The organism is Rhizobium sp. Nf11,1 (genome assembly GCF_050587665.1).
Classification (GTDB): Bacteria; Pseudomonadota; Alphaproteobacteria; order Rhizobiales; family Rhizobiaceae; genus Rhizobium.
Window position 1 is genome coordinate 407161 of record NZ_JBOBHU010000003.1, and the last position, 25849, is coordinate 433009.

The 25849-nt window shown below is 58.9% G+C and carries 25 protein-coding genes and 1 tRNA gene; 14 read left to right on the forward strand and 12 right to left on the reverse strand.

The annotated features are described in order from the left end of the window. Positions 1–46 precede the first annotated feature (46 nt). Positions 47–307: a helix-turn-helix domain-containing protein gene (locus ACQ7C1_RS07500; protein WP_430957878.1), complete on the forward strand. Its 261-nt coding sequence runs from the start codon at positions 47–49 to the stop codon at positions 305–307. 22 nt (positions 308–329) lie between these two features. Here ACQ7C1_RS07500 and ACQ7C1_RS07505 read toward each other — a convergent pair whose 3' ends face one another. Further along, the gene (locus ACQ7C1_RS07505; protein WP_430957830.1) at positions 330–890 is read right to left on the reverse strand and encodes a recombinase family protein; all 561 of its coding nucleotides are present in this window, start codon (positions 888–890) and stop codon (positions 330–332) included. A 212-nt stretch (positions 891–1102) separates the two neighbouring features. Here ACQ7C1_RS07505 and ACQ7C1_RS07510 point away from each other — a divergent pair, with 212 nt between their 5' ends. Next, positions 1103–2539: a P-loop ATPase, Sll1717 family gene (locus ACQ7C1_RS07510; RefSeq protein ID WP_430957831.1), complete on the forward strand. Its 1437-nt coding sequence runs from the start codon at positions 1103–1105 to the stop codon at positions 2537–2539. Positions 2540–2887: 348 nt separating this feature from the next. Here the strand turns inward: ACQ7C1_RS07510 and ACQ7C1_RS07515 are convergent, their stop codons facing one another. The 7 genes from ACQ7C1_RS07515 to ACQ7C1_RS07545 all read right to left on the reverse strand — a co-directional run bounded on the left by ACQ7C1_RS07515 (position 2888) and on the right by ACQ7C1_RS07545 (position 10897). After that, positions 2888–3631, reverse strand: coding sequence for an HNH endonuclease (locus tag ACQ7C1_RS07515; RefSeq protein ID WP_430957832.1), 744 nt, complete (start codon positions 3629–3631; stop codon positions 2888–2890). A 50-nt stretch (positions 3632–3681) separates the two neighbouring features. Beyond that, positions 3682–4818, reverse strand: a complete 1137-nt coding sequence (locus ACQ7C1_RS07520; RefSeq protein WP_430957833.1) for a hypothetical protein — start codon at positions 4816–4818, stop codon at positions 3682–3684. Further along, complete coding sequence (locus tag ACQ7C1_RS07525; protein ID WP_430957834.1) at positions 4815–6080, reverse strand: hypothetical protein; 1266 nt, start codon at positions 6078–6080, stop codon at positions 4815–4817. Before ACQ7C1_RS07525 ends, ACQ7C1_RS07520 begins: the two co-directional genes overlap by 4 nt. Positions 6081–6338: 258 nt before the next feature. Continuing rightward, positions 6339–8102, reverse strand: a complete 1764-nt coding sequence (locus tag ACQ7C1_RS07530) for a DUF6538 domain-containing protein (protein WP_430957835.1) — start codon at positions 8100–8102, stop codon at positions 6339–6341. Positions 8103–8195: 93 nt separating this feature from the next. Beyond that, positions 8196–8286 (reverse strand) — tRNA-Ser (locus tag ACQ7C1_RS07535). A gap of 190 nt (positions 8287–8476) precedes the next feature. Continuing rightward, positions 8477–9694 carry an NAD(P)/FAD-dependent oxidoreductase gene (locus ACQ7C1_RS07540; RefSeq protein WP_430957836.1) on the reverse strand — a complete coding sequence of 406 codons (1218 nt, stop codon included), beginning with the start codon at positions 9692–9694 and terminating at the stop codon, positions 8477–8479. A gap of 87 nt (positions 9695–9781) precedes the next feature. Then, entirely contained in the window at positions 9782–10897 is a 1116-nt protein-coding gene (locus ACQ7C1_RS07545; RefSeq protein WP_430957837.1) for a Gfo/Idh/MocA family protein, read from the reverse strand. A 208-nt stretch (positions 10898–11105) separates the two neighbouring features. Between ACQ7C1_RS07545 and ACQ7C1_RS07550 the strand changes: the two genes are divergently transcribed. The 8 genes from ACQ7C1_RS07550 to ACQ7C1_RS07585 all read left to right on the forward strand — a co-directional run bounded on the left by ACQ7C1_RS07550 (position 11106) and on the right by ACQ7C1_RS07585 (position 19526). Beyond that, entirely contained in the window at positions 11106–11981 is an 876-nt protein-coding gene (locus tag ACQ7C1_RS07550; RefSeq protein ID WP_430957838.1) for a MurR/RpiR family transcriptional regulator, read from the forward strand. Between the two features lie 91 nt (positions 11982–12072). Next, complete coding sequence (locus tag ACQ7C1_RS07555) at positions 12073–14007, forward strand: bifunctional 5-dehydro-2-deoxygluconokinase/5-dehydro-2-deoxyphosphogluconate aldolase (protein ID WP_430957839.1); 1935 nt, start codon at positions 12073–12075, stop codon at positions 14005–14007. Positions 14008–14203: 196 nt separating this feature from the next. Continuing rightward, positions 14204–16054, forward strand: coding sequence for a 3D-(3,5/4)-trihydroxycyclohexane-1,2-dione acylhydrolase (decyclizing) (gene iolD, locus ACQ7C1_RS07560; RefSeq protein ID WP_430957840.1), 1851 nt, complete (start codon positions 14204–14206; stop codon positions 16052–16054). Between the two features lie 66 nt (positions 16055–16120). Beyond that, positions 16121–17038, forward strand: coding sequence for a myo-inosose-2 dehydratase (gene iolE / locus ACQ7C1_RS07565; RefSeq protein WP_285193128.1), 918 nt, complete (start codon positions 16121–16123; stop codon positions 17036–17038). A gap of 199 nt (positions 17039–17237) precedes the next feature. Continuing rightward, positions 17238–18035: a 5-deoxy-glucuronate isomerase gene (gene iolB, locus ACQ7C1_RS07570; protein ID WP_097599772.1), complete on the forward strand. Its 798-nt coding sequence runs from the start codon at positions 17238–17240 to the stop codon at positions 18033–18035. Between the two features lie 88 nt (positions 18036–18123). Beyond that, positions 18124–18345 (forward strand): DUF1127 domain-containing protein, encoded by a 222-nt coding sequence (locus tag ACQ7C1_RS07575; RefSeq protein ID WP_430957841.1) that lies wholly within the window; start codon positions 18124–18126, stop codon positions 18343–18345. A gap of 72 nt (positions 18346–18417) precedes the next feature. After that, positions 18418–19257, forward strand: a complete 840-nt coding sequence (locus tag ACQ7C1_RS07580) for a helix-turn-helix transcriptional regulator (RefSeq protein WP_221127625.1) — start codon at positions 18418–18420, stop codon at positions 19255–19257. Positions 19258–19364: 107 nt separating this feature from the next. Beyond that, positions 19365–19526 (forward strand): hypothetical protein, encoded by a 162-nt coding sequence (locus ACQ7C1_RS07585; protein ID WP_176536305.1) that lies wholly within the window; start codon positions 19365–19367, stop codon positions 19524–19526. A gap of 45 nt (positions 19527–19571) precedes the next feature. Here ACQ7C1_RS07585 and ACQ7C1_RS07590 read toward each other — a convergent pair whose 3' ends face one another. Together ACQ7C1_RS07590 and ACQ7C1_RS07595 are read right to left on the reverse strand one after the other, a co-directional pair. After that, a complete protein-coding gene (locus ACQ7C1_RS07590; RefSeq protein ID WP_430957842.1) occupies positions 19572–20939 on the reverse strand; it encodes an MATE family efflux transporter in 1368 nt (455 codons plus the stop codon). Between the two features lie 82 nt (positions 20940–21021). Further along, positions 21022–21456, reverse strand: a complete 435-nt coding sequence (locus ACQ7C1_RS07595; RefSeq protein WP_176536306.1) for a glyoxalase superfamily protein — start codon at positions 21454–21456, stop codon at positions 21022–21024. A gap of 354 nt (positions 21457–21810) precedes the next feature. On the opposite strand from ACQ7C1_RS07595, the gene ACQ7C1_RS07600 reads away from it, so the two are divergent. Next, positions 21811–22143 (forward strand): hypothetical protein, encoded by a 333-nt coding sequence (locus ACQ7C1_RS07600; protein WP_097599778.1) that lies wholly within the window; start codon positions 21811–21813, stop codon positions 22141–22143. On the opposite strand, the gene ACQ7C1_RS07605 is transcribed toward ACQ7C1_RS07600, so the two are convergent. Next, positions 22094–22342, reverse strand: coding sequence for a hypothetical protein (locus ACQ7C1_RS07605; protein ID WP_085777545.1), 249 nt, complete (start codon positions 22340–22342; stop codon positions 22094–22096). The two genes, ACQ7C1_RS07600 and ACQ7C1_RS07605, sit on opposite strands and share 50 nt — an antisense overlap. Before the next feature lie 89 nt (positions 22343–22431). Here ACQ7C1_RS07605 and ACQ7C1_RS07610 point away from each other — a divergent pair, with 89 nt between their 5' ends. Next, positions 22432–23298 (forward strand): LysR family transcriptional regulator, encoded by an 867-nt coding sequence (locus ACQ7C1_RS07610; RefSeq protein WP_430957844.1) that lies wholly within the window; start codon positions 22432–22434, stop codon positions 23296–23298. 53 nt (positions 23299–23351) lie between these two features. Here ACQ7C1_RS07610 and ACQ7C1_RS07615 read toward each other — a convergent pair whose 3' ends face one another. Then, positions 23352–23798: a host attachment protein gene (locus ACQ7C1_RS07615; protein WP_085780021.1), complete on the reverse strand. Its 447-nt coding sequence runs from the start codon at positions 23796–23798 to the stop codon at positions 23352–23354. A 312-nt stretch (positions 23799–24110) separates the two neighbouring features. Here ACQ7C1_RS07615 and ACQ7C1_RS07620 point away from each other — a divergent pair, with 312 nt between their 5' ends. Then, the gene (locus tag ACQ7C1_RS07620; RefSeq protein ID WP_183703864.1) at positions 24111–24536 is read left to right on the forward strand and encodes a PilZ domain-containing protein; all 426 of its coding nucleotides are present in this window, start codon (positions 24111–24113) and stop codon (positions 24534–24536) included. A 178-nt stretch (positions 24537–24714) separates the two neighbouring features. Beyond that, positions 24715–25827, forward strand: a complete 1113-nt coding sequence (locus ACQ7C1_RS07625; RefSeq protein WP_430957845.1) for a pyridoxal phosphate-dependent aminotransferase — start codon at positions 24715–24717, stop codon at positions 25825–25827. Positions 25828–25849 lie beyond the last annotated feature (22 nt).

Consider the following 25849-nt stretch of genomic DNA (forward strand, 5'->3'; position numbering starts at 1 on the left):
CTATAGCCAGTGGTTTTTTAGGCACAGAAATAGTCCAGCTCCAAGGATGAATGGTCGAGCTCTTGTTGCTTGGAACTTGCGACGATTGCGGGTGGATCAGCTTATCTCCCAAGACAAGCTGGCGGCCGACGCTGGCGTTGATCGCGCATATCTTGGGGGACTAGAGCGGCAGGCTGAAAATCCGACTGTGGATTTGCTTGACAAAATCGCGGAGGCGTTGGCTGTGCCTTTGGAAGAACTCTTCCGCGAGCCCGCCGCTGGCGACGCTCCGCCTCAACCTCTAAGGGGTGGGCGGAAGCGCAAATAGAATTGCAACGGTGCCGATACTGTTAGGTCGGTGTCGCCAACACACGATAAACCGACGCCCGACCGATCCGAAGTTGACGAGCAATCTCGCTCGCGCCAATACCCGCGTGCTTCAGGGAGAGGATTTCCTTTTCTTTGCGGCGGGCGGTAGGAGCACGACCCTTGTATTTTCCGGCTTCCTTTGCCGCCGCGATGCCCTCCCGCTGCCGAACGAGCATGATGCTGCGTTCGAACTCGGCCATGGCCGCAAACACGGTCAATAACATCTTGCCGGAAGGGGACTTTGTATCGACCTCGCCACCGCCGAAATCGAGAATGCGTAGCGCCACGCCCTTCTTCTCCAACTGCTCGACCAGAGACAGCAGATGAGCCGTGGATCGGGCAAGACGATCCAGCTTCGTTACGCACAACGTGTCGCCCTCCCGGACGAACTCCATGGCGGCTTTCAACTGCTGCCGTTCGGCGACAGAAGACACCTGCTCGCTGAATATTTTAGTGCAACCCGTTGCACCGAGATCGCGGATTTGCGCCTGAAGCCCCGCTTCCTGTTCCGCCGTGGAGGTTCTCGCGTAGCCTATAATCATGAGATAAGCCTCTGTTTCTCATATGCTTTTTAGACATAATGAGAAATTGCCTCAAAAACTCAAGGGATAACTTCAGTGAGACGGAAGATAAATGCATGACGCTGTCCAACTGGGGCAAGGTTGTTCGAGACGCCGGACGAATGATTGATTAGTCGCGGCCGGAAGTGATACCTCTGATTTTCTCGACGGAACTGGGCTTGGGGAAAAATAAAGTGGTTAACAAAGACGTTATGTCCGAAATCGCTTCGTGGTCAATCGAGGCAAAGGAGGAGGACACCGAAAGGTATTTCTACCATTACAATGACGTTAATCTAATCGAACGCGGGCTGAAAAATTTCGTTATCGGCAGAAAGGGCACCGGGAAAACAGCCATTGCTGAGTACCTTAGCAATAAGAAATCACACGATCACTTCTCCAGAGTACTGTCATTCGGCAGCTTCCCATTCAATATATTATACGATCTAAAGGACACATCATACACAGCGCCAAACCAGTACATCACCATATGGGAATATGTTATAAATACATGCATTTGCTCTATGATGGCCGAAAACCATGCTGTTAGTTCGAAAATCGAGTTCGACCTAGCAAAAGCATTGAATGTTGACATCGAAAAGGCGCTTTCAAAGTCAATTAAAACCATTACCTCGCCGGGATTTGGCTTTAGTATCTTTGGTGTGGGCGCTAACAAGACTGCGGGAGTTCCGGTCGAGACAACGTCGACGTGGAAAGAAAAATCAGACGCCATAGCCGAATTTATTGAAAATAAGATCGACCAGTCGACGTACTACATTATGTTCGATGCTCTCGACGAGGATTATAAAGACATACTACAGCCAGATCGCCGCGAGAAATACTTTGAATTGCTCGTCGGTCTGTTCAAGGCCGCACAAAACGTTCGCCATTCAGCTTCGCGAACCAACACGAAAATCATTCCGGTGATCTTTATACGTGACGATATTTTTGACCTCTGTCGCGACCCCGATAAGAACAAGTGGCTTGATAGATCGTTGAAGCTCCAATGGGACATAAACTCACTTGAGGCATTGATAGCATTTCGTATTTCGCGAGCCACTAACTCAAAAGCGCCTGTGCAATCGTTCAAGGATGCGTGGCACACGGTGTTTGAAACTTCCGAGATCAGACAGAATAACCGCCATCGCCGTTCTGAGGATGCGTTCAAATATATGCTTCGCTCAACATTCTACCGACCCCGCGATGCAATCAGCTATGTCAGAGAATGCGCTGGAATGGCGCTGAAGCGGGGCTCTCACAAGATCAACGCTGACATCATAAAGAAAGCTGACGAACTGCAGTCTGAGTATATGCGTCGAGAGATAATCGACGAAATGCATTCTATCGTGGACGATATCGCCGAGATTTTGGATCTGTTTTCCGAAATGCGAAAGCCAATCTTCTCAAAAGAAGAATTTGATGCATCATACGAGATGATGTACAATAGTAATGGAAATAAAGCTCCACTTTCTTCTGTGGAAATACTCAAACTTCTTTATCATTTCAACGTGATTGGCAATGTTACCACAGGAAATCATCAAGTTTTTGCATATAATACGCACAAGAAATCTGTAAATTTGCGAGAGAACCTATGCATCCACCGCGGACTGCTCAAATGCCTGCACATCCTATAGTCTCCACCTTAGGTAAGGCGGCCGGTTCCTGATCGTTCAGGCGTCGCAGGAGATATCGGACGTTCACGATCTCAATCGTTCACCTCGGCGACAATGCCTTCAGCCATCTCGCTCTCGCTTCGCGCAACGCGGGCCGAGCGAGGCGGGAACTTCGTCGTGAACGATGTGCCACTGCGCCCTCTTTCGCGAACAATATCAGCAGAACACTTTGTGCGCGCTTCAACCCAAAATTGTGAATGCTCAAGATTTCCGGCGACCGGCAATTGTCTTCGCTTAGGCCAAAATCCAGCGCTGGCCCTTCGTCGACAGACCGGCTCGGGGTGTGCAGCAGCATCGAAAGTCCCCGGGTCACCCGCCCGTGAGGCTGCTTCGAATTGGTCCGTCCTTAATGGAGAACACCGACCGCGCCTCCGGAATACTCACCCAGCGCTTTTGGCTGGCAATGAGCTTGTGGACGAACTTGTGGCATCCGGCACATAGTAGGACCACGTCCGCTAGACGGGTGCGAACGTCTCCCAAGGCATTCGACAGAGGTACAATGTGGTGCGCGTCAAAGAAGCTTTCTTGCAATGGCCGAGCCAGAGTGGGCGGGGAGAAGTCACAGATCTGACATACCAGTTTGTCACCACTCTTCTCAAGGAGCTTGCGCCGAATGCGGCTGTCGCGACGCCTATGCGAAGCGGTTATCAATTGCCCTTCGATGAACACTTCATCGTCCGGCAATTCGAGCGGCTGCACTTCATTTGATATCAAATGTAAGATCGCCGCCGCAATCCGAGCTAATTCCTCCCGCCTTGAGTGCGGAAATTCCGCAACTACTTCTCGATCCCGCTTTGAAGAGGATAACCCGCGAGACGGGTCAATTGCCGATTGCAGGTTTTGCAATTTAAGGCTCACTCCATCGGGGTTCCGAAAATTATCTTTGCGTCCGTCTTTTGGGAAAATCACCGCTGCTCTTAATGCTGCTGACAACGCGTGCACGTCCGCGTGATTTCGATCAATTGGCCCGCCATGCCGGTAGAACAGGTCGAGCGCTAAGAGCGTTTCATCCCACGTCCAATCCGGATTTCCCGCCCCCTTGGTTATCGGCATGTCGTCCCCTCAATTGCCGGATCTATACGGTAGTAGCTGCTCTGTTGTTTTTAAGTGGATGTTTTATCAAACGGAAATTCCAATGTGCTGGATTTATCGCCGTCCTTTACGTTGGTCTTAACCTCACGGTCCGCCTCTTTCCCAGCTCCAAGAAAATGTGCGCGGGGAAGACCTGCGTAGTCTAAGATCAATCCGATGATAGTTCTGGCCTCACGACCGAGTTCCGATGGCTGCGGAAGGTCGGGGCGAAATGAGGCTGCCTCCAAAGCTATAGCTCCGTCGACAAGTTCTCGTCCCGCTGCGGGCTTAGAAAAGAACTCTACTAAGCTGTTGATTGAGAGATTTTCAAGTGAGCGCTCGAACCCACTTCGTATTCGGGCCGCCGAGGCACCGCTTTGGTCCAAATATTCTGTGACTAGCTGTTCGGCAAAATCTGTAAATTTCTTGCTAGCATCGGGATCGGGGCGGCCAAAAAGCAATCCGTTCTTGAAAAATGAGCGGCGCACCTCATGCTCACTGAAGACCTCTCCCTTGCCGAGGAAATCCGCCGCAATCGCGACCAGCGCAGAGAAAAAGTAAGCTGCGCGAGCAAGCTCGCCGGGCTTTCGCTCTCGATCAATCGACAGTGCATAAAGCTCGGCAGCGTCGTCTACCCAAATGTTCAGCGCAGCGAACGTGATACCTGTGCTTAGCTCCGCCAGCGATGTCAGCCAGCGTGATTTCAGGGTTTCGGCACCTCGAATGTTAACATTGCGCCAACGGTCGAGAATATCTTCGTTCGACAGCCTAACACTATTGCCGTATCTCGCTTGAATTGGCGCGAGGGAGCCCTTGGAAAGGAGCTTGACCCCTAAGCGCTTGGCAAAAGGAGCAACCGCATCGACGGAACTTGTCGTAGCGACAACCGCATCATCCGCCCCGACCGCCGCCTGCAATCCTTTTACCCAGACAATGCGCTCAAAAGCCTTGGCGCGCTTTTTGTTCTTTATGTCAACAATCGAAACGTGGCGGGCGTGAACGTTAGCCCTTGTGTAGACCCAGAGATCTATGTCGGTGATATCTTCCTTGCCTTGCTTAAAAGGAACGCCCCTAATGACAAAGGCTCCCATCCCGAGAAAGTAATGACGTAGCGCTTCCTCAAGCGCTCCTCCTTTGTCGACGTTTTTCTGCGCGAACTCATTCATCATCTTGTCTTTCGAAGTACGCTTAGGGCGCGAGCAGCGCCACTCTTGGCTTCGGGGATGTCTTTCAGCCGCTCCGCTTGCCGAGTATGTTTAGGTCCATAAAATTGTGCCGCTGAGTGACTTGCCGCAACATGAACTGCCGCCTGCGTCGCGTCCCCCTTTAGAATTAACTCTCGCGCCATTTCTGCAACTTCCGGCTTGTTCAACGTCAACCGGTGTCCTCTGCTGGAGGAGGTTACGGTCACAACTCCTCTGCGCTCCAACAATTTGTAATCTTCGCGAAGCGCCTCGGCCCACCCCTCCACGTAGCCACGATTGATGAAAACCTTTATCAGCACCTCCGGATCGCGAATAGCACCCCTGACGTGCGAGCTTTTCACAATTCCATAGGTCAGGCTACTCGCAAGCGCCTTGGCGTCATCCAGCATGTCCGCCAATCCACCCGGCACGAACTTTGCCAACGAAGCGGGCTTCATGACGAACTCCGTTGCACCTTGTTCATTTGCGACAACACTCACCTCGAAGTACGCTATCTGGTGAAGTTTGCTCCACAGGATTGGGCCAAGTAGCTTTTTCAGCGTTTCTGCCGGCGCGCATCCCATCCTAGAAAGCAGGTTGTCAGCCTCCAGCAAAAGCTTTTGTTCTTCAGAATTCAGGCCCTCTAGTACGCTTTTAGCCTTCTCAGCATTCTCGCGAGAGAACAACGAACCGTTAAAATAAAGCCTATCCAATTTGCCGTTCTCGAAGTCGACGAAGCCAATCTGCTCGGAGAGTGAGAAGAGATCGTCACGTTCGGCTCTGCTGAGCTTGTGGGTGTCAGATATTTCCTCTTCACAGTCTGACCGAGCAACGGGTGATTGGCTGGCCCGCTCTGCAAGATCGATGACCGCCCGTTCGAGTTTTTCCGGCTGTTGCACCTCAAATAAATCAGCCGTATGCCCCAAGAGACTTGCTTGGGTGACCCCCAAAACGGAAACACCGTCCTTCCCCCGGTCTATCAATCCTGCTTTACGCAACTCATCTAACAAGCCGGGTAGAGCGAACTTCTCGATGCCATTTACTCTGGCAAGTTCCGTAAGCCTGTCATTGTTTATGTCCCATTCATCCTCCTTAGACATTACTGACAAAAGCCGTCCAGCCCTGCCTGCAAGAGAGATATTCCCAAAATCTGAAGACCTTACTGCCGTCAATTTTTGATCGTGGTGAAGGACCCATGCACCCGTCGTTGCCTTCTCCCCCGATATGACCTTTTTCTGATTGCTCATGTGCCCTCCATGCAACTCACCAACCATATAGTCTGCGAGATACACGCGCGCAATTGGTGTAGCATGTGGTTCTACTGGCGAAGACTACATGTCCAGAAGATAAGCGAGGTCGAAGGAACCGAGCGTTGCCAGCCGATGCCAAATCCTGCCGGCGTCATTACAGCTGGCTCTTGCCCCTCACCCACGCCGTCATCGCCAATAGCCTCATGGGGGCACGAGCGGATTTGTCGAGCCGCATTAATTGGCATCGCAGAGATATCAATCCTTCCCAGTGATGTGGGACAGGTCAAATTTCGGAAAAATGGCATTCTCGATCCAAGGCTTCAATGTTTCTGCCTCAAAACCTTGTCCATAAGAGCGGCTGGTCTTCATGCTGCGGGACCAGCCCTGCAGGGCTTCGCTGTAGTTTTCCGGCACTTGGCCTCTATCAAGAGCATCCTTGAGGGTGTGGCGCAACATGTGGAAACAAGTTTTCGTATCCATATCCTTGATGCCGCATGCCTTCAGGAAGGTGGCGAAGCGCTTGGAGAAAATGGCCGTCTGGGTGCCATCGGCTCCCGGAGGAACGTCCGGGAAAAGGGCGCGGTCCTTGGACTTGCGCTTTTCCTCCACAAACGTCAGAAAACCCGCCTTGATGAGCATGGAGTGCACCGGGACTTCACGTCGGCTGTAGGTATTCTTCCCCTTGTGTTTGCTCAGGTCGAAATAGGAGGTGCCGTTTTCGCTGACGCGCACATTATCTGCGGAGAGGCGCAGAATTTCGCCTTCACGCATGCCCGCGAAAAGAGCGATCAGCGGCAGCCAGTAGCGGCTGCGCTTGAATATGTTTGGCCCCGGCGTCGAGAAGCCGTATCCGTCGTCCTTGCAGCCTCGGTAAATCGGAGCATTGAAAATCGCTGTAAGCTGGTCTCCATCAAATGAACCTCTTAATTCGTCCTTGGCCGGGCGCTTGCCGCGCGGTTTGATATCGACCACCACCAAGTCTTTGGTCAGCCGCTCGTGGCCCGCCCACGTGAACAGGCGTACCATCAAGGCTACATAGAGCGCCTGAGTGCCGTAAGACATCACAGGAAGCTCATTGACGCGAGCATATAAGATAACGTCGTCCAGCGAGGCTCCTTCGGGTGGCGCATCCCTTTTCTTGGCGTAATTCGGCGGCAATCTAGCAATGGTATCCCGGAAGGCGAAACACTGCTCGCGGGTAACAGTCTCAATCGCCGTATCCGCGCCGAAAAAGGATTTGATGACGCCTAAGATCGCCTTGTATTTTACCTCCGTTTTCGGCGCTTTGGGCTCCAAGGAAATCACTCGATCCCAGAACGTTTCGATGGCCGAGGATATGGAAACCTTCAGCTTTCGCGCATCGGCGACCTTTGAAAGATCGGTGCTGCTCAACCCTGTAAACAACACATCGCCGGGATCGTCCGCGAAATCGCCGTCGATCCGCGCCAACTCGATCTCGTTGGCAACCACCAGCGCTCGGCGAACCAAATCCAGAACGCGGCTATCGATGCGCTGACGGTCAGCGACAACGTAGCCGCTCCTCTTAAGTGCATCGATCGTGGCACCATAAACAAGCTGATTGGCTTCCTCACTGCCCCGATCCCGCAAATGACCAATGTCACCGCTGATCTCGTGCCGAAGGTCTTCGAGCGCATCCTGCGAGGGCGGTGTTTTCTCTTTTGCGGTGATCCTGTCATAGTTGGCGAGCCGTTCCGCGACGAGCGCCCTCGCGACGGCAATCGCTTCCTCCTCGCTGACGGTCAAAACGTTTGCCGGAACATCCGCCGCTACGGGAGTGGTGAATATTTCGCGGCGGCGGCGTATCTCGGCGAACTCCGCTTCAAGCTTGGCGGCTTCCTCGTGAAAGCGGCCAAGAGCAGTCTTGTAGTCTTCGGTATCGAGGCTGATGGGAATTTCACGCTTGCCGTAGCGCGCAACAAGGTCTTTCGGAACACGCTTGCGATAGTACCAGATGCGGCCACGCTGCACGAGGCCCGGAGGTTTTGCCATGTCGTCCATGCCCGCGCGTGTAGCACGTTTGTGTAGCAGTTGGCGACAAAACCTTCGGCCAAAGACCGAAAAGCCAGCAATTTCGGGATTTCTAAGGAATTATGGCGGAGAAGATGGGATTCGAACCCACGATACGCTTTTGACGTATACTCCCTTAGCAGGGGAGCGCCTTCGACCACTCGGCCACCTCTCCGGTGCGGCCTAACTAGGGTGAGCGGTCTTTGAATGCAAGGGTTTTTTGAGTTTTCACCAGAAGAAATGCAGGGGCCGGCGTTTCGGCTTTTGACGGACAGACGAGAACAATCGCTCGTCTGCGCCCTTCCTCGGAGAGCTCGGCCGATCGTCCTTCAAGCGCATGAGCCTGGCGGCGCCCGCTTGCGGACTCAGCTCAATAGGCTCTTGAGATCGGCCGAGGGGTCGGCGAGGATCGCTCGATCGGGATTGGTGCCAGATTCCAGCAGCTTCTTGCCGGTCACATAAGCCTTTGCGTCATTGATCGCGTCGACCGCGATCAGCTGACCTTCCCTGAAGTACCAGATCGAATGAGCACCTTCGCGGGCGCCCGGACGCAAAAGCGTGTCGTCATAACCCAGATTGAAACCGGCGATCTGGAGTTTGACGTCGTACTGGTCGGACCAGAACCACGGCTTCGGCTGATAGGGCTCGTCGCCGCCGGCGATGAGAGCTGCCGCAGCTTCAGCCTGGTCGACAGCGTTCTGCACCGATTCGAGCCTGATGCGCCCACCCTGCCATGGAAGTGCTGCGCAATCGCCGGCCGCAAAAATCGCCGGATCGGAGGTGCGGGCGAATTCATCGACGATGATGCCGTTGGCGACTTCGAGGCCGGCTTCCTTGGCAAGCTGGTCGTTCGGCACCACGCCAATGCCGACGACGACGAAATCGACGTCGATGACCGATCCGTCGGAAAGGGCGGCGCCGGAAACCCGGCCATCCTTGCCGATCAAATGTTTCAGGCCGGTCTTCTCGCGGATCACCACGTCGTGGCTCTCGTGAATGGCGCGCATGAGGTCGGCCGTTTCCTTCGCCGCGACACGCTGCAGGATGCGATCGGCCATTTCGATGACCGTGACCTCAAGGCCGCGATGGCGGGCGACTGCCGCAGCCTCGAGGCCGATGTAACCGCCGCCAATGATGAGGACGCGCCGGCCGGGGCGCATTTCATCGGCCAGCAGATCGGCATCGCGCTTGTCGCGGGCGACATAGACGCCTTCGAGATCGCCGCCGATTGCCGCCGGCAGCCGGCGCGGCGTCGAGCCGGTGGCGAGCACCAGCGTGCCGTAGTCGAGAACGGAGCCGTCCTGCAGCAGAACTTGCTTGCTGTCCCGCTCGATCTGCTCGGCCCAGGTCGAAAGGCGAAGATCGACGTCGTTGTCGGCATACCAGTGTTCCGGGCGGAACAGCAGGCGGTCGAAGCTCATTTCGCCGAGCAGATATTTCTTCGAAAGCGGCGGGCGCTGATAGGGGGCTACATCCTCGGCGCCGATGAGGGTGATCGGGCGCGTATCCTTCAAAGCACGCAGTTTGGCCGCCAAGGCGAAACCCGCCTGTCCCGCGCCGATGATCACCACTTTATCCGTCACGATCTCACTCCTGAAACTAGGCTCGACACTTACGCCAAGGCCTATCCCCTGCCCCATGCGCCGTCAACGGAAAGCGGCTTCTTACATTCAGCCGATTTCGATCCAGCGACGCTCGTGGAAGGACTGTGCCATGGCATGCACCGACTTTTCTATCCTGAGACCGTCTTTAAATGTTACGATCGACGACGGCTCGCCCGATATTGCCCGGATCAGCTCGCGGCACTCGATGATCTTCAGATCATTGAAGCCGAGGCCATGGCCAGGAGCCGGGATGAAGCGATCATAGGGCCGATGGGCAGGCGCCGCCAGTATCTTGCGGAAGCCCTGCTCCGAACCGGGGCCTTCTGCCTGATAGAGTTCGAACTCGTTCATGCGCTCCTGGTCGTAGAGGATCGAGCCTTTCGAGCCGTAAATCTGCAGGGCGATCCGCCCCTTGCGACCCCAGGCGGCGCGATTCGCCATCAACACCGCGGAGATGCCGCCGCCGAGCCGCATCAGCACGTTGGCGGCATCGTGATTTTCGACGGCACGGCGGCCACCCTCGTAGAGCGGACGGTCGGCGTAGGGCTTCACCATGTCTGTTATGACGGCCTCGACGTGGCCAAAAAGATACCAGAGCAACGACAGCGGGTGCACGGCGAAATCGTCAAGCGCACCATAGCCGGCGGAAAGCTCGCTCTTCCAATAAAAGAAGACGTCGGGATCGGCCATGAAATCCTCGTCCATTTCGACTCGGACATGATTGACCGTACCGATGGCACCGTCGCCGACAAGCTTCCTGATGTGCCTCATGACGGGATTCTGAATGTAATTATAGCCGAGAACGGCGACCTTGCCGGAACGCTCCGCCGTCGCCAGCATGCGCTCGGCATCGGCATAGGCGGGCGCCATCGGCTTCTCACACCAGACATGCTTGCCGGCTTCCAAGGCTGCAATCGCCATCTCGGCATGGAACTGATTGGGCGTGGTGACGGAAACGACGTCGACCTCGGGGTCGGCGATCAGCGCCCGCCAGTCGGCCGTTGCCTTCTCGAAGCCGAACTCGCCGGCACGGGCCTCGGCAAGCCCGGCATTGGCTTCAGCCAGGTGCACGAGCCGCGGACGCTCGACATCGCCGAACACGGTCTTCACCGCATTCCAGGCCAGCGCGTGGCACTTGCCCATATAACCCGTGCCGATCAAACCGATGCCAAGTGGCTTCATTTCCGTCTCCTCCAGAAGTGTGCGCGGATTTTTGGAATATTTGGATCATTTTGACAAGAGACCGTCGGCAGGCATATGGCCTTCATTCCTCGGTGCGATTGTATAAAACCCATTCAATTTCAGGTGATTAAAAACAATTAGGCGCGCCGTTCGAAATCGTCTATGCTCGGCGATATGGAATATTTGTTTCATCCCGTGAGCCGCAAGCATGGATAATGATCCCCAAAGGCACGCGCGCGTGCCGCGCGATTTCGAAAGCCTGCGCAGCACCATCATCGAGCGTAAGGCGAACATGCCGAAGCGGCTGGCGCAGGTCGCCGCCTTCGCGCTCGGCAATCCCGACGAAATCGCCTTTGGCACGACGGCGAGCATCGCGGCCGCCTCCGACGTCCAGCCTTCGACCCTGGTACGCCTCGCGCATCATCTCGGTTATGAAGGCTTTTCCGATCTGCAGAGCATCTTCCGCGAAAGACTGCGCGACCGGACGCTGAGCTATGAAGAGCGGCTCGTCACGCTGGAGCAAACGAGCGGCGACGACGAAGACGCCAACCTGCTTTCCGGATTCATTGCCGCGGCGAACCAGTCGGTCAACCGACTGGCTGCGACGGTTCAAAGCGAGACGTTCACGAAGGCGGTGGATATCCTCGCCACCGCCGAAACGATCTACCTGATCGCCAAGCGCCGCTCCTATCCGCTGACGGCGCACATGAGCTACGCATTTTCCAAGCTCAACATCCGCCACCAGATCGTCGCCTCGCCGAACGGAGTCGATCCTGAAATGGTGCAGTTCGCATCGCCGAGGGATGCGGCGATCGCTGCGAGCTTCTCGCCCTATGCAGCCGACAGCCTCAGCCAAAGCCAGGAGCTTGCCGATCGCGGCGTCCCCGTTATTGCGATTACCGATTCGGCCTTTTCGCCGCTCGCCGCCTGCGCCACGCATTGGTTCGAGGTGGCGGAAGCGGATTTCGCCGGGTTCCGCTCGCTTTCAGCGTCGATGGCGCTCACCATGGCGCTGCCGGTCGCAATTGCCGAGCGGCGCCGCAAGCGTCAGCATCTCAAAGCTGGAAAAGAGAAAATGGAATAAACATTCCGAATTGACAAAATATCGGAACCAATGTTTCATTATCGACATTCGCAGGCACTGGAAGCCGCGCAAAATCTAGTGGGAGGACATCATGGTACAATCGAATCCGGGTTCACAGCCGGAGCCGGCGCTTGATGTAATCACCATCGGCCGCTCCTCGGTCGATCTTTACGGCCAGCAGATCGGTTCGCGACTGGAGGACATCGCCTCCTTCGCCAAATCCGTCGGCGGCTGCCCGTCCAATATCGCCATCGGAACGGCGCGGCTCGGCCTCAAGTCCGGCCTCATCACCCGCGTCGGCGACGAGCAGATGGGACGCTTCATCCGCGAGCAGGCGGCACGCGAGGGCGTGGCGACCGATGGCATTGTCACCGACAAGGAACGGCTGACGGCGCTGGTGCTGCTGGCGGTCGAGGCCGAGGGCGTGTCGCCGATGATCTTTTATCGCTCCGACTGCGCCGATATGGCGCTCGAGGAAGGCGATATCGACGAGAACTTCATCAAATCGTCGCGCGCCGTTCTCGTTTCCGGCACGCATTTTTCGCGGCCCAACACCGAAGCCGCGCAACGCAAGGCAATCCGCATCGCTAAGGAGAACGGCCGCAAGGTTATCTTCGACATCGACTACCGGCCGAACCTCTGGGGCCTTGCCGGCCATGCGGAAGGCTTCGAACGCTATGTGAAATCCGACCGAGTCTCCTCGAAGATGAAGGAAACGCTGCCCGATTGCGATCTCATTGTCGGCACTGAAGAGGAAATCCTCATCGCATCAGGCGCCGATGACGTGCTCGGCGCGCTGAAGGAGATCCGGCGGCTGACGCCGGCGACGATCGTGCTCAAGCGCGGCGCCATGGGCTGCATCGTCTATGACGGGCCGATTGCCGACGATCTCGAAGCCGGCATCGTCGGCCAGGGCTTCCCCATCGAAGTGTTCAACGTTCTCGGCGCCGGCGACGCCTTCATGTCCGGCTTCCTGCGCGGCTTCCTGCGCGACGAGCCGCTGCAGACCTGCGCCACCTGGGCCAATGCCTGCGGCGCCTTCGCGGTCTCTCGCCTGCTATGCTCGCCGGAATATCCGACCTGGGCCGAACTCGACTTCTTCCTGAAGACCGGCAGCAAACATCGGGCGCTGCGCAAGGACGAGTCGATCAACCATATTCACTGGGCATCCACCCGCCGCGGCGAAATCCCGCTTCTGATGGCGCTTGCGATCGACCACCGCTCGCAGCTCGTCAGCGTCGCCGACGAGCTCGGCGTCGACCACAAGAAGATCGTCGCCTTCAAGCGACTGGCGGTCGAGGCGGCAGCACGCGTTTCGAACGGCCGCGACGGCTACGGCATGCTGATCGACGAGCGATTCGGCCGCGACGCCTTCTTCGATGCGGCGACGAAGAATTTCTCCTGGATCGGCCGGCCTGTCGAACTGCCGGGCTCGAAGCCGCTGCGCTTCGAATTCAGCCAGGATATCGGCTCGCAGCTTGTCGAATGGCCGCTCAGCCATTGCATCAAGTGCCTGTGCTTCTATCATCCCGACGATCCAGCCGAATTGAAGACGGAGCAGCAGGAGAAGCTGCGCACGCTATTCGAGGCCGCACGCAAGGTCGGCCGCGAACTTCTGGTGGAAATCATCGCCGGCAAGAACGGGCCGCTCACCGACGATACGATCGCCACCGCGCTGGAGGAACTCTACGCGCTCGGCATCAAGCCTGACTGGTGGAAGCTGGAGCCACAGGCTTCCGGCGAAGCCTGGAAGAAGATCGATGCGGTGATTGCCAAAAATGATCCATGGTGCCGTGGTATCGTCCTTCTCGGGCTCGAAGCGCCCGCAGAGGAACTGATCTCCTGTTTCGAGGCGACGCTGGCGGCTCCCTCGGTGAAGGGCTTCGCCGTCGGCCGGACAATCTTTGCCGATCCGGCGCGCGCCTGGCTCTCCGGCGAGATAAGCGACGAGGCGGCAATCGCCGACATGGCCGGCCGCTTCCGGCAATTGACAGAGGCTTGGCTTAAGACGCGTGGGCTTCACTGAGAATTAGACCCCTCCCCAACCCCTCCCCACAAGGGGGAGGGACTTAAGTTGAGGCATCGCTTCACACCACAAACGAGCTCTGGTGCGGACGCAAGGTTGCGGTGAAATGCGGCGAGCCCAACGAGTGGCCCCTCCCCTTTGTGGGGAGAGGTTGGGGAGGGGAAACCAACTAGAACGAAGATTGCGGGAGGCCCCGATGGGCAAGACGATACGGTTGACGATGGCGCAGGCCGTCGCGCATTTCCTGAAAGTACAGATGACTGTTGTCGACGGCAAAAAAGTGCCGATCTTCGGCGGCGTCTGGGCGATCTTCGGCCACGGCAACGTCGCCGGCATCGGCGAGGCGCTTTATCAGGTGCGCGGGGAATTGACGACCTACCGCGCCCATAACGAGCAGGGCATGGCGCATGCCGCGATCGCCTATGCCAAGGCAAACTTCCGCACGCGCTTCATGGCCTGCACGACCTCGATCGGTCCCGGCGCACTGAACATGGTGACGGCCGCGGGTGTCGCGCATGTCAACCGCATTCCCGTTCTCTTCCTGCCCGGCGACGTCTTCGCCAACCGCGCGCCGGATCCGGTGCTGCAGCAGATCGAGGATTTCGGCGACGGCACCGTATCAGCCAATGATGCATTCCGCCCGGTTTCGCGCTACTTCGATCGGATCACCCGGCCGGAGCAGATCATCACGGCGCTGAAGCGCGCCATGCAGGTGCTGACCGATCCGCTCGATTGCGGGCCGGTGACATTGTCGCTCTGCCAGGACGTTCAGGCTGAGGCATTCGATTATCCGCAAAGCCTGTTCGAAGAAAAAGTCTGGACGACCCGGCGGCCGCAACCGGATGCGGACGAGCTGGCAAATGCTGTCGCGCTGATCAAGGCGTCTGAGAAGCCGGTGATCGTTGCCGGCGGCGGCGTGCTCTATTCGCAGGCGACGAAGGAACTCGCCGCCTTTGCCGAAGCTCACGCCATCCCCGTCGTTGTCACTCAGGCCGGCAAGTCGTCGATCAACGAGACCCATCCGCTGGCGCTCGGCTCGGTCGGCGTCACCGGCACCTCGGCGGCGAACGCAATCGCCGAAGAGACGGATCTCGTCATCGCCGTCGGCACGCGCTGCCAGGATTTCACGACCGGCTCCTGGGCGCTGTTCAAAAATGACAGCCTGAAGATGGTCGGCCTCAACATCGCCGCCTATGACGCGGTGAAGCACGACAGCCACCCTGTGGTGGCTGATGCGCGCGAAGGGCTGAAGGCGCTTTCGGCAGGCCTTTCCGGCTGGAAGGCGCCGGCGGCACTTACCGAGAAGGCAACGGCGGAAAAGAAGGTCTGGATGGAGGCTGCCACCAAAGCTATGGCGGCGACCAACACCGCCCTGCCTTCCGATGCGCAGGTGATCGGCGCGGTGGCCCGCACGCTCGGCGGCGAGAACACGACCGTGCTTTGCGCCGCCGGCGGTCTGCCCGGCGAACTGCACAAGCTCTGGCCGGCGACGGCGCCGGGCAGCTATCATATGGAGTACGGCTTCTCCTGCATGGGTTACGAGATCGCCGGCGGGCTCGGCGCCAAGATGGCGCGCCCTGAACGGGATGTCGTCGTCATGGTCGGCGACGGTTCCTACATGATGATGAATTCCGAGATTGCGACCTCGGTCATGGTTGGGGTCAAACTCAACATCGTCGTGCTCGACAATCGCGGCTACGGCTGCATCAACCGGTTGCAGATGGGAACCGGCGGCGCCAACTTCAACAATCTGCTCAAGGATTCCTATCACGAGGTGATGCCTGAGATCGATTTTCGCGCGCATGCCGAAAGCATGGGCGCCATCGCTGTCAAGGTTAGTTCCATCGCCGAACTCGAGCAGGCGATCGTCGATTCTAAGAAGAACGATCGTACATCCGTCTTCGTCATCGACACCGATCCCTTGATCACCACTGAGGCCGGCGGCCATTGGTGGGATGTCGCGGTGCCGGAAGTCAGCCCGCGCGAAGAAGTCAACCAGGCGCGCAAGGGTTATGTCGAAGCCCGCGGCTCCCAGCGCATTGGCTGAACAGGTTAACCCGTTTTTCCGGAGGAGCCGACCCGCTCCTCCGCAATGTCTTTAAGGAGAATATTGATGAAGGCCAAACTCGGCATGTCGCCCATAGCATGGTGGAACGACGACCTTCCTGAGCTTAGTGACGATGTGTCGCTCGAAGAATGCCTGCGGCAATCGCGCAGCGCCGGTTTCACCGGCATGGAGCAAGGCCGCCGTTTCCCCAGTAACCCGGAAGAGATGCTGCCGATCCTGCGCGCCGCGGACGTGACGCTGTGCGGCGGCTGGTTCTCCGGCACGCTTGTCAATGAGGAGCTCTCGGCCAACAAGGACCGCATTGCGCCGATGATCGAGCTGTTCAAGGCCGTCAACGCGCCCTGCATCGTCTATGGCGAAGTTGGCCGCTCCATTCAGGGCGACCGCTCCAAGCCGCTCGCGACCAAGCCGCGCCTTTCCGACGACGAGATGAAGGCCTATGCGCGCCGCGTCACGGAATTCGGCGAATGGTGCGCTGAGAAGGGCATGCCGCTCTCCTATCACCACCACATGGCCGCCGTCGTCGAAACCGAACCGGAACTCGACGCCTTCATGCGCTCTTCGGGCGAAGGTATTCCGCTGTTGCTCGACGCCGGGCATCTGGCCTTTGCCGGCGGCGATGTGCTGCGCGCCATCGACAATCACCACGCGCGCATCAACCACGTCCACGTCAAGGACATTCGTCAATCCGTCGTGGATGGGCTCGACCGCAGCCGGCAGTCTTTCCTCGACGCCGTGGCGCTTGGCGCCTTCACAGTGCCGGGCGACGGCTCGCTCGATTTCGGCGCCATCGTCCAACGCTTCGCCGACCATGGCTATGAAGGCTGGTTCGTCGTCGAGGCCGAACAGGATCCGCGCAAGGCGCCGCCGCAGAAAATGGCCGAGATCGGCCATGCCGAACTGATGCGCGTCATGACCGCGGCTGGTTATACTGTGGAAACGGAAGGCTTTCCGAAGGGGTAACGGGACGAAAGACCCCACAAGAGGGACGAACTGACCGGACCGCTGGAGCAAGCGGCCCCCTCATCCGCCCTTCGGGCACCTTCTCCGTAAGGGGAGAAGCGAAAAGCGACGGCGCGGCATATCCCTTCTCCCCTCGGGGAGAAGGTGGCGGTAGCCGGATGAGGGGGCTGCGCCCACCAACATACGAGGAGAAACACCAATGCCAAACCTCAAGGTGAAACCATCCGGCACACATGGCCGCGTCACGCATGTCACCCCGGAAAATGCCGGCTGGACCTATGTCGGCTTTGATCTGCACCGCATCAAGCCGGGCGAGACGGTTTCGGGAGAGACCGGCGATCGGGAAGTCTGCCTGGTCTGGGTGACAGGCAAAGGCAAGGCGTCGGCCGGCGCGAAGGATTTCGGGACGCTCGGCGAGCGGATGAATCCCTTCGACGGGGCGCCGCATGCGCTTTATATCCCGATGGGCTCGACGTGGTCGGTCACGGCGGAGACCGATCTGGAACTGGCTGTCTGCTCGGCGCCCGGCGGCGGCGGCTATGAGGCAAAGGCGATCCCGCCCGGCACGCATCCGCAGGTGACGCGCGGCAAGGGCACGAATGTGCGCTACGTCAACAACATCATGCCTGAGGACGATAATTCGGCGCATTCGCTGCTCGTCGTCGAGGTGATCACACCGGGTGGCCATACCTCCTCCTATCCGCCGCACAAGCACGATCAGGACGACCTCCCGAACGAGAGCTTCCTGGAGGAGACTTACTACCACCGCCTCAACCCGCCGCAGGGTTTCGGTTTCCAGCGCGTCTACACCGACGACCGCTCGCTGGACGAGGCGATGGCCATCGAGGACGGCGACGTGACGCTGGTGCCGAAGGGCTATCATCCCTGCGCGGCAACGCACGGCTATGATCTTTATTATCTCAACGTCATGGCCGGGCCGAAGCGGATATGGAAATTCCACAATGCCGCCGAGCACGAATGGCTGCTGAAGGCATGAAGGCCGCGCTCGATCGCTAAATAATCTGACAGCGCCAAACTGTCGGTGATGGTTCACTGCCTCCATCCAATGAGGATGGAGGATCATCATGCACAGCTCGCATTTCACGATACCGGCCAGCAATATCCGCTCTTCGCGGCGGCCCGGCCTTCGTTCTGCAGCCGCCGCAGCAGTCCGCTGGCTGGGGCGCAAGATCAGCGAACGGCGCAACTACAATGCGCTGATGGAACTTTCCGACGATCAGTTGAAGGATGTCGGCCTCTCCCGGGGGCAGACAGAAAGCGACGTGCACGTTTACAGCCGCTACTGAAACATCAGACTCACTGTGGTACTGTGCCCCTGCGCAGCCTTGTCCGGCTGCCTGCCTGAACCGGACGATACAATGTCGCAGTTTTCAACAGCTCTGCTCCTGAAAACCAAGACCGTCACCATTCGTGACGTCGTCTGCAATGGCGAGTGCCGCCACAAGAGCGACGAGGAATGTGCTCACAAGACAAGCCTCGTCTATCCCTATCGCGGCGTCTTTATGCGCCATGTCGGCCGCACGGATACGGTGGCTGAAGCCAATCAGGTGCTGTTCTTCAATGCCGGTCAGGGCTATCGGATCAGCCATCCGATCGCGGGCGGCGACGGCTGCATCGACCTGTCGATCGACGAATCCATGCTGGAAGAGCTGGCGCCGAAGGAGCAGGCCCAGCCCGGCCCGGCCTTTTCCTTCCGCCGCCAGCGCCGGCGGATCGACCCGCGCGCGCAAGCGCTGGTCGCCCTGCTGCGCCACGGTCTCAGACGCAACGTCGCCGAAACGCTCGAGGCGGAAACGCTGGCCCTGACGCTGGTTCGCCGCTCGCTCGGCGAGCGCACCTCGCATGCGGCCGGCGCCAGCCTCGGCCGGCAGAAACTCGTCGACCGGGCAAAGCTGGTGCTTTCCTCCGATCTCGCGCGACGCTGGACGCTTGCGGAAATCGCCTCGGAAGTCGGCGTTTCCCCTGTTTACCTCACCCAGGTCTTCCAGCAGGTCGAGGCCACGCCGCTCTATCGCTATCAGCTGAGGCTGCGGCTTGCCCGGGCGCTCGATTTGCTCGGCCAGTATGAGGATCTGACCGCGCTCGGGCTCGATCTCGGCTTTTCCAGCCACAGTCATTTCAGCGCTTCCTTCAAACAGGCCTTCGGTCAGACTCCGGCCGAATTCCAGCGCTCGGCGCAACTTCGACGCCGACCTTAGAGCCTTTCCGAGTTGATAATCGCTAAAGTTTTCGACAGCGATGACGCGGTCTTCGATGCTCTTATGATGCTGTCCCGATCCGGAGACGATCAATGGAGGATTACCCGATGAAGAAGACCACATGCGCTGCCTGCGACTGCGAACTCGGCGCCGAGACCATCACCGTCAAGCTCGGCGGCAAGACCGTCGAAGTCTGCTGCCGGGAATGCGCCGAGGCACTGAACGAGGCGGAGGCTTCGACATCGGCTGCTCAGAGCGGCAAGGAATAGAAGCCAATCGACGGAAGCCGCGCAGGAAGGCGCGGCTTCCGTCTCTCAGGTGGGCAGAAGCCCGTATCGCCAGCCGCGGCGCCTGGCATTCTCAGACAGCACCAGCAAGGCAAACACCACCATGCCTGCCTCGGCAAAAATAGGCACCATCCAGATTCCCTGCTCGCCGAAGACGAAAGGCAGCAGGAATGTGAGAGGCAGGGTGAGAAGATAGGGTCGCGACAGACCGAAGATCGCCGCGCGCGGCGCATCGCCGATCGACTGGAAATAGGACGACAGGATCAGCATCTGCCCGAAGAGAAAATAGGCGCCGATCGTCCAAGGCAGAATTCGTCTGACCTCGGCGATAATGGCGGGATCGCCAACAAAGACGGCGCCGATGCGGCCAGCCAGCAATTCCACCGTGATCTCCACCAAGCTGCAATAGACGAGCGCCGAGAGCATGGCGATCTGCAGGCTGCGGCCGACGCGCAACCCAAGGCCGGCTCCGTGATTGTTGCCGGCGATCGTCTGTAGGGCGATGCTGAGACCAAGCAGCGGCAGATAGGCGAAGGTCAGGATACGGGTGATGATGCCGTAGGCGGCAATGGTGGCGGTATGATCACGCGTGCTCCAGAGCGAGACGTTGACCAGAATCGCGGCCGAGGCAAGCGATATGCCGATGAAACCGAGGCTCATGGGAGCGCCCAAGGCGACAATGCCGCGCCATTCGACAAGGGCGAATGCGGGAGAAGGCCTGAGCGTCGCCGGCCGGCGCCAGCGATAGACGAGCACGGCGGCGAGACAGACGAATTGCGAAGCGATGGAGCCTGCGGCCGAACCGAGCACGCCCCAATGCATCACCGCCATGAACAGCCAGTTGGCGAGGATGTTGAGCAGCGAGGCCGAGAGCGTGACCGCCGTCATGAAACCGATCCTGCCTTCACAGCGCAGACCGTCGAGATGCAGCGACAGGAAAAAACTCACCGGCGTCGCGGCGATCATCGCGCCCATGAAAAGCATGGCGCCGTCGGCCACGGCCGTGTTCTCGGCGGCGCCGGCATCGATGATCCGCTCGCCGAGGGTCCAGTAGATCACGATGAGGATCACGACGACGGCGAGCGCCAGCGTATGGGCGCCGGAAAATACCCGGCGCGCGCCCTGGCGATCGCCGGCACCGAGCCGGCGGGCGAGGATGCTTCCCATGCCGTTTGAGACGAGCGATTGCAGGGCGACCAGCAGCATCAACCCCGGGAAGATCAGGCTGACGGCTGAGAGCGCGTCGGGGCCGACATAGGCGCCCAGGAAATAGGCGTCGACGACAGCAAAGAGGCCGTTGACGGTAGTGATCGCGACGATCGGCGCCGCAGTCCTGATGAATACGCCCGGCAGCCAGCCGGTGAGGAAGTCATTGCCTTTGGAAGGATCGGTCATGGAGAAATCCGTGTGATATCGGGCGACATCCGCTGCGCTTGAACAAGCGCATGCGGGCAGCCAGGAAAGGATGAGGAGCAAATCAGAGATCGAGCGCCAGATGAGGCACGCCGTTCGAGGTCTTCCTGGGGGAGACGCCGTCGGCATCGATCTGTGCACTCACGCGCCGCCGAAAGGCTGAAAAACTCTCGAAGGTGACCACGTCAACCGCTTCGTCGAAATGGATGGTGATCCGGTAGAGGCCACCCGGCAGAGCCGAAAGCGAGAGGATTTCGCCAGTGAACGGCTGATTGAGATAGCGGCCGCGAATATGGGCGCCGACGAAGAGCGGCGTCTTCGCAGCCGCATTGGGTTTTGCCGCCAGAGCCGCCAGCGTGTTCCAGTCACGCGCGCCGTGCTGGCGGGCGATCATTTCCAAGGCCGCACTGTGGGTCAGCGCGCTGCCGCGATCGTTCATCGCCTGGCGCAGGCGCTTGGCCTGGGCCTTCAGTTCTTCAATGCCGGGATAGGTCGTCATGGAGTGAGCCTTCGCAAGGCATGCTCTTCGACTGTCAATGGGAGCTCGCATTGCCGTCAGTCAGCATGCACAAGGGGCCGTGACCATGATCGCGAGGGCTTCACCATGGATTTTCATCCGCGAGCGGCTGGTGCCTCGAACCGGGGCTTTGTATGCGCGATCGCTGTCGGCATGTCAAGAATGGCGCGGCTGCCCCCCGAATTGCGCGAATTTGGAGCAGATCTGGACGGAATCGGTGCGATTTTCAGCCGATCTCGGCAAAAACCTTCAAACTTAACGACAATCTTCAGCAATCGTCAGCACTCTTGCATTATTCTCTGCTTACGATGAGCGGAGGCTAAAAGGGCCTTTCAGATGCACCTCGACACAGAACACCCCAAGCCGGAACGTGCTTACCGGGAATTCAATCTCGACAGGCCGGGCAATATCATCTTCGTCGGCCACCATCTCAGCACCGGGACGCAGGTACGCTGCCTGATCCGCACGATCACACTTGCCGGCGCCGTGCTCGAAGTCAGTCCGAGCCTGGAGATGCCGAGTCATTTCTTTCTCGAAATACTCGGCATCCATGACGAAATCGGCGCCACCTTGGTCAAGCGCGAAAACGAACTGGTGACGATCAGCTTCAACATGCTGCTCAATCCGGAATTCCTGCACCACGTGCTGCGACTGAGCTTCGAAAACTGAGGCGTCTTCCAATCACCGCCCGGTCCCGGCGCGGCCTCCTCGTCTCGCCTCTTGTTGCCGAGAGATGCGCGATGATCGCTATGATCCAGAGAAGTCCGCGCCATTCCGGGCCATCGAGCGGATCGGCCATGGGATCGCGGCGCATCCGGCAATTGCGGGACGCGACCTCGTTGAAGAGAACTACCCAGTTGAGAAGCATTGCCTATCCTCCATCTATTGCTGGAGTAGTTGAGCTAAGCCTTCACGCCCCCGTTATGTAGAGGCATGGAGGAAAGGGGGTTTTCATCCATGAAAGAGGCGAGCTGGGACGACCTGCAGCTTTTCTTCCATGTCGCGACCGGCGGCGGTCTATCGGCGGCGGCGGCGCGGACGGGGCTCAGTGCGCCGACGATCGGCCGGCGTATGCTGGCGCTCGAACGTGTGACCGGCCGGTCGCTGTTCAACCGCGGTCCCACAGGCTACTTGCTTGCCAAGGACGGTCAGGAGCTGCTCGATCGCGTCCGGCTGATGCAGGATGCGGCCCGGGCGATTTCCGACTGGCGCGGTGAAGTGCTGACGCTGCCGATTGTGTCGACGGTCGTCGACAGCTGGACGTCGCGCTTTATCGCCGACCACCTGGCCAGCGTCTGGACGCCGAAAGACTGTTTTCGCATGTGTTACAAGACTTGTGACGCGAGTGTCGATTTCACCTATCGCGAGGCGCATATCGCCATTCGCCACAGCCGGCCGGACGGCGGCAACGTCGCGATCCGCCGTTCAGTCAAGGTGGCGCATGCGGTTTATCAGGCGGCCGATTACGACGAGACCAATTGCAACTGGATCTCACTCGGAACGGACATCGCCATCACACCGGCGGACAAGTGGACTTTCGAACAGCCGGATTATTGGATCACCAGCTGGACGAACACGCCGCATATGCTCTTTTACCTGATCCGAGGCGGCGCCGGCCGCGGCGTGCTGCCCTGTTTCATCGCCGACCAGGAGCGCAAACTCGTCCGCGCCGGGCCTGTCATCGATGAATTGACCTACGAGATGTGGATCGTCGCGCATGACGACGAGCGGCAAAGGCCGGAAGTCAAGACGGTCATCGATCGCCTGGCCACACTGTTTGCCGATCATGAGGATCTGTTTGCCGGAGAGAGACCGTTGGTCTGAAGCGAACAAGAAATGCGGGCCAGAGGCCCGCGTCAGTTCATCGATCGGTTTCATCATGCTGCGAGATGCCGCTCGATCTCGTCGATCGGCAGATTGGTATAGTCTTTCGCCAATTCCGCCGATATCGCTGCCTGCGTCTCGGCGCTCAGCGCCGGCCGCAAGGTGCCGAGCGCCTTCGGCGGTGCGATGAGGACGATACGGCGCGCATCCTTTGCCTGCGTCAGCTCGTCCATTCGCTCCGCCACATGTTTCAGAAATTGCGCTTCGGCCTGCTCCTGCCAGCTGGTCTCTTCGACAGCGCTGCGGCTCAATCCGTCTGCGGCATGGCTGCGGCCGGGCTTGTCGGCGCCGAGTTCGCGATCGGGCTCGTTCGGCTGCGTCAGGGTTTCCAACACCTTCAGGTTCATCAGCTGGGCATCGCCGGCGTTCTGCATGATCAGGGCCTTGGCTCCATTGCAGACTACGATCCATGATTTTCCGGGGATTCTGACGTCGGTCATCTTCAACTCCTCGCTGTCGTCATCGACGCGCCCCTTGCTCGCCGATCTAGACAGAACGCCCGGCCATTGAAAGAGTTCGAGAAAACAGCGCCGGAAATGATCGCGGCGCAATCCGCCATCGAGCTTGGCATGACAGCCTGCGTGCCGATTGTGAACATCAGGAGTCCCGCTTGGGATCAAAATTTAAACTCGTTAAAATTGTCATCATATGTTTGACGAATGTGCAAAACATTCATGGGACCGTGACTGGAGCAAGATCAGCTTGCTCAGAGCAAGAACCCCAACTGTGCCCTGTCTGACGGAGAATGTAAGATGACTATGCTCCGCGCCACACACCTTGCGACGGTCAAATCCGCCATTTACGACCTGCGCTGGGAAGAGTTCCACGTCAAGCGGCCGGCCCGCATCGTCGCCGTGCGGCCGTGCCTCACCGGCGTGTCGATGCGAAGCGCCGAGATCATCGACATATCGCAGGGCGGTGCGACGTTCATCGTCTCGACAACCGCCGGTCTGCCGAAACATTATTATCTGAACATCCTCGGCCTGGCTTATCGCATCGGTTGCGCCGAGGTCTACCGCCATAAGGAACGCATCGGGGTAAGGTTCATCAACCTCCTGGATCCAGAGGTTCTGCGACGCGTCGTCCGCGCCGACTTCCTTGTCGGCAATATGGAAGCGATCGACGCCAGGCGTGCACCGATGTTCCGCGAGACGAGGCTTGCCGCCAGCCCGGTATAAGTCCCCGGATGGGAAACTGTCCGAGGAAAAATCGTCCAGCAATTCAAATCACTCGTCGCCTTGTCGATTGAAAGGGACGCATCAGGAGCGCCGTGGCTGCGGAATAATCTTGCTTGCCATGGCTGGGCCCGGGCCTATTGTTGCGCCTGATCTCAACATGTCCGGAAACCGCTTTCGCATGTCCGCCTTCTCGCGCTTTACACCCCTCATCAGCGCCCTGCCCTCCACAGTTCCCTTCGTTGGCCCCGAGGCCATCGAACGCGAGCGCGGTCGCGCCGTCCTGGCGCGAATCGGCGCCAATGAGAACGGCTTTGGCCCAGCCCCTTCCGTGCTTGCCGCGATCCGCGAAGAGACGCACGATATCTGGAAATACAACGACCCGGACAATTTCGCGCTGCGGCAAGCACTTGGCGCACATCTCGGTGTGGCGCCCGCCAATATCGCCATCGGCGGCGGCATTGACGAACTGCTCGGTCACATCGTCCGGTTGGTGATCGAGCCGGGGTCGCCCGTCGTTACCTCGCTCGGCGCCTATCCGACCTTCAACTTCCATGTCGCCGGTTTCGGCGGCCGGCTGGTGACCGTCCCTTATGTCAACGACCGCGAGGATCTGGACGGGCTGCTCGATGCCGTCAGGCGCGAGAATGCGCCGCTTGTCTATTTCGCCAATCCTGACAATCCGATGGGAAGCTGGTGGGACGCCGACAGCATCGTCGCATTCGCCCGGACGCTGCCCGAGACCACGATGATGGTGCTGGACGAGGCCTACAGCGAAACGGGGCCGGCAAATTCATTGCCGTCGATCCCCTCGCTCATCGATCTGCCGAACATCGTCCGCACCCGCACCTTTTCCAAGGCCTACGGGCTCGCCGGTTCACGCACCGGCTACGCGATCTCGACCTCGGGCACGGCACAGGCCTTCGACAAGATCCGAAATCATTTCGGCATGAACCGGCTGGCGACGGTTGCAGCGCTGGCGGCGCTCAAGGACCAGGCCTATTTGGCCGAGGTGGTCGGGAAGATCCATGCGGCACGCGAGCGGATCGGCCGCATCGCCCGGGCAAATGGTCTTGAGCCGCTGCCCTCGGCGACGAATTTCGTGGCGATCGATACCGGTCGCGACGGCGCCTATGCGCGGGCGATCGTCGATGGCCTGATGGAGCATGGCGTGTTTATCCGCATGCCGGGCGTCGCGCCGCTCAATCGCTGCATCCGCGTCAGCGTCGGACCGGAGGCTGAGATGGCGCTGTTCGAGGAAGCGCTGCCGCAGGTCCTGAAGACGCTCGCCTGAGGTTTTTATCCCTGTCCGCCGA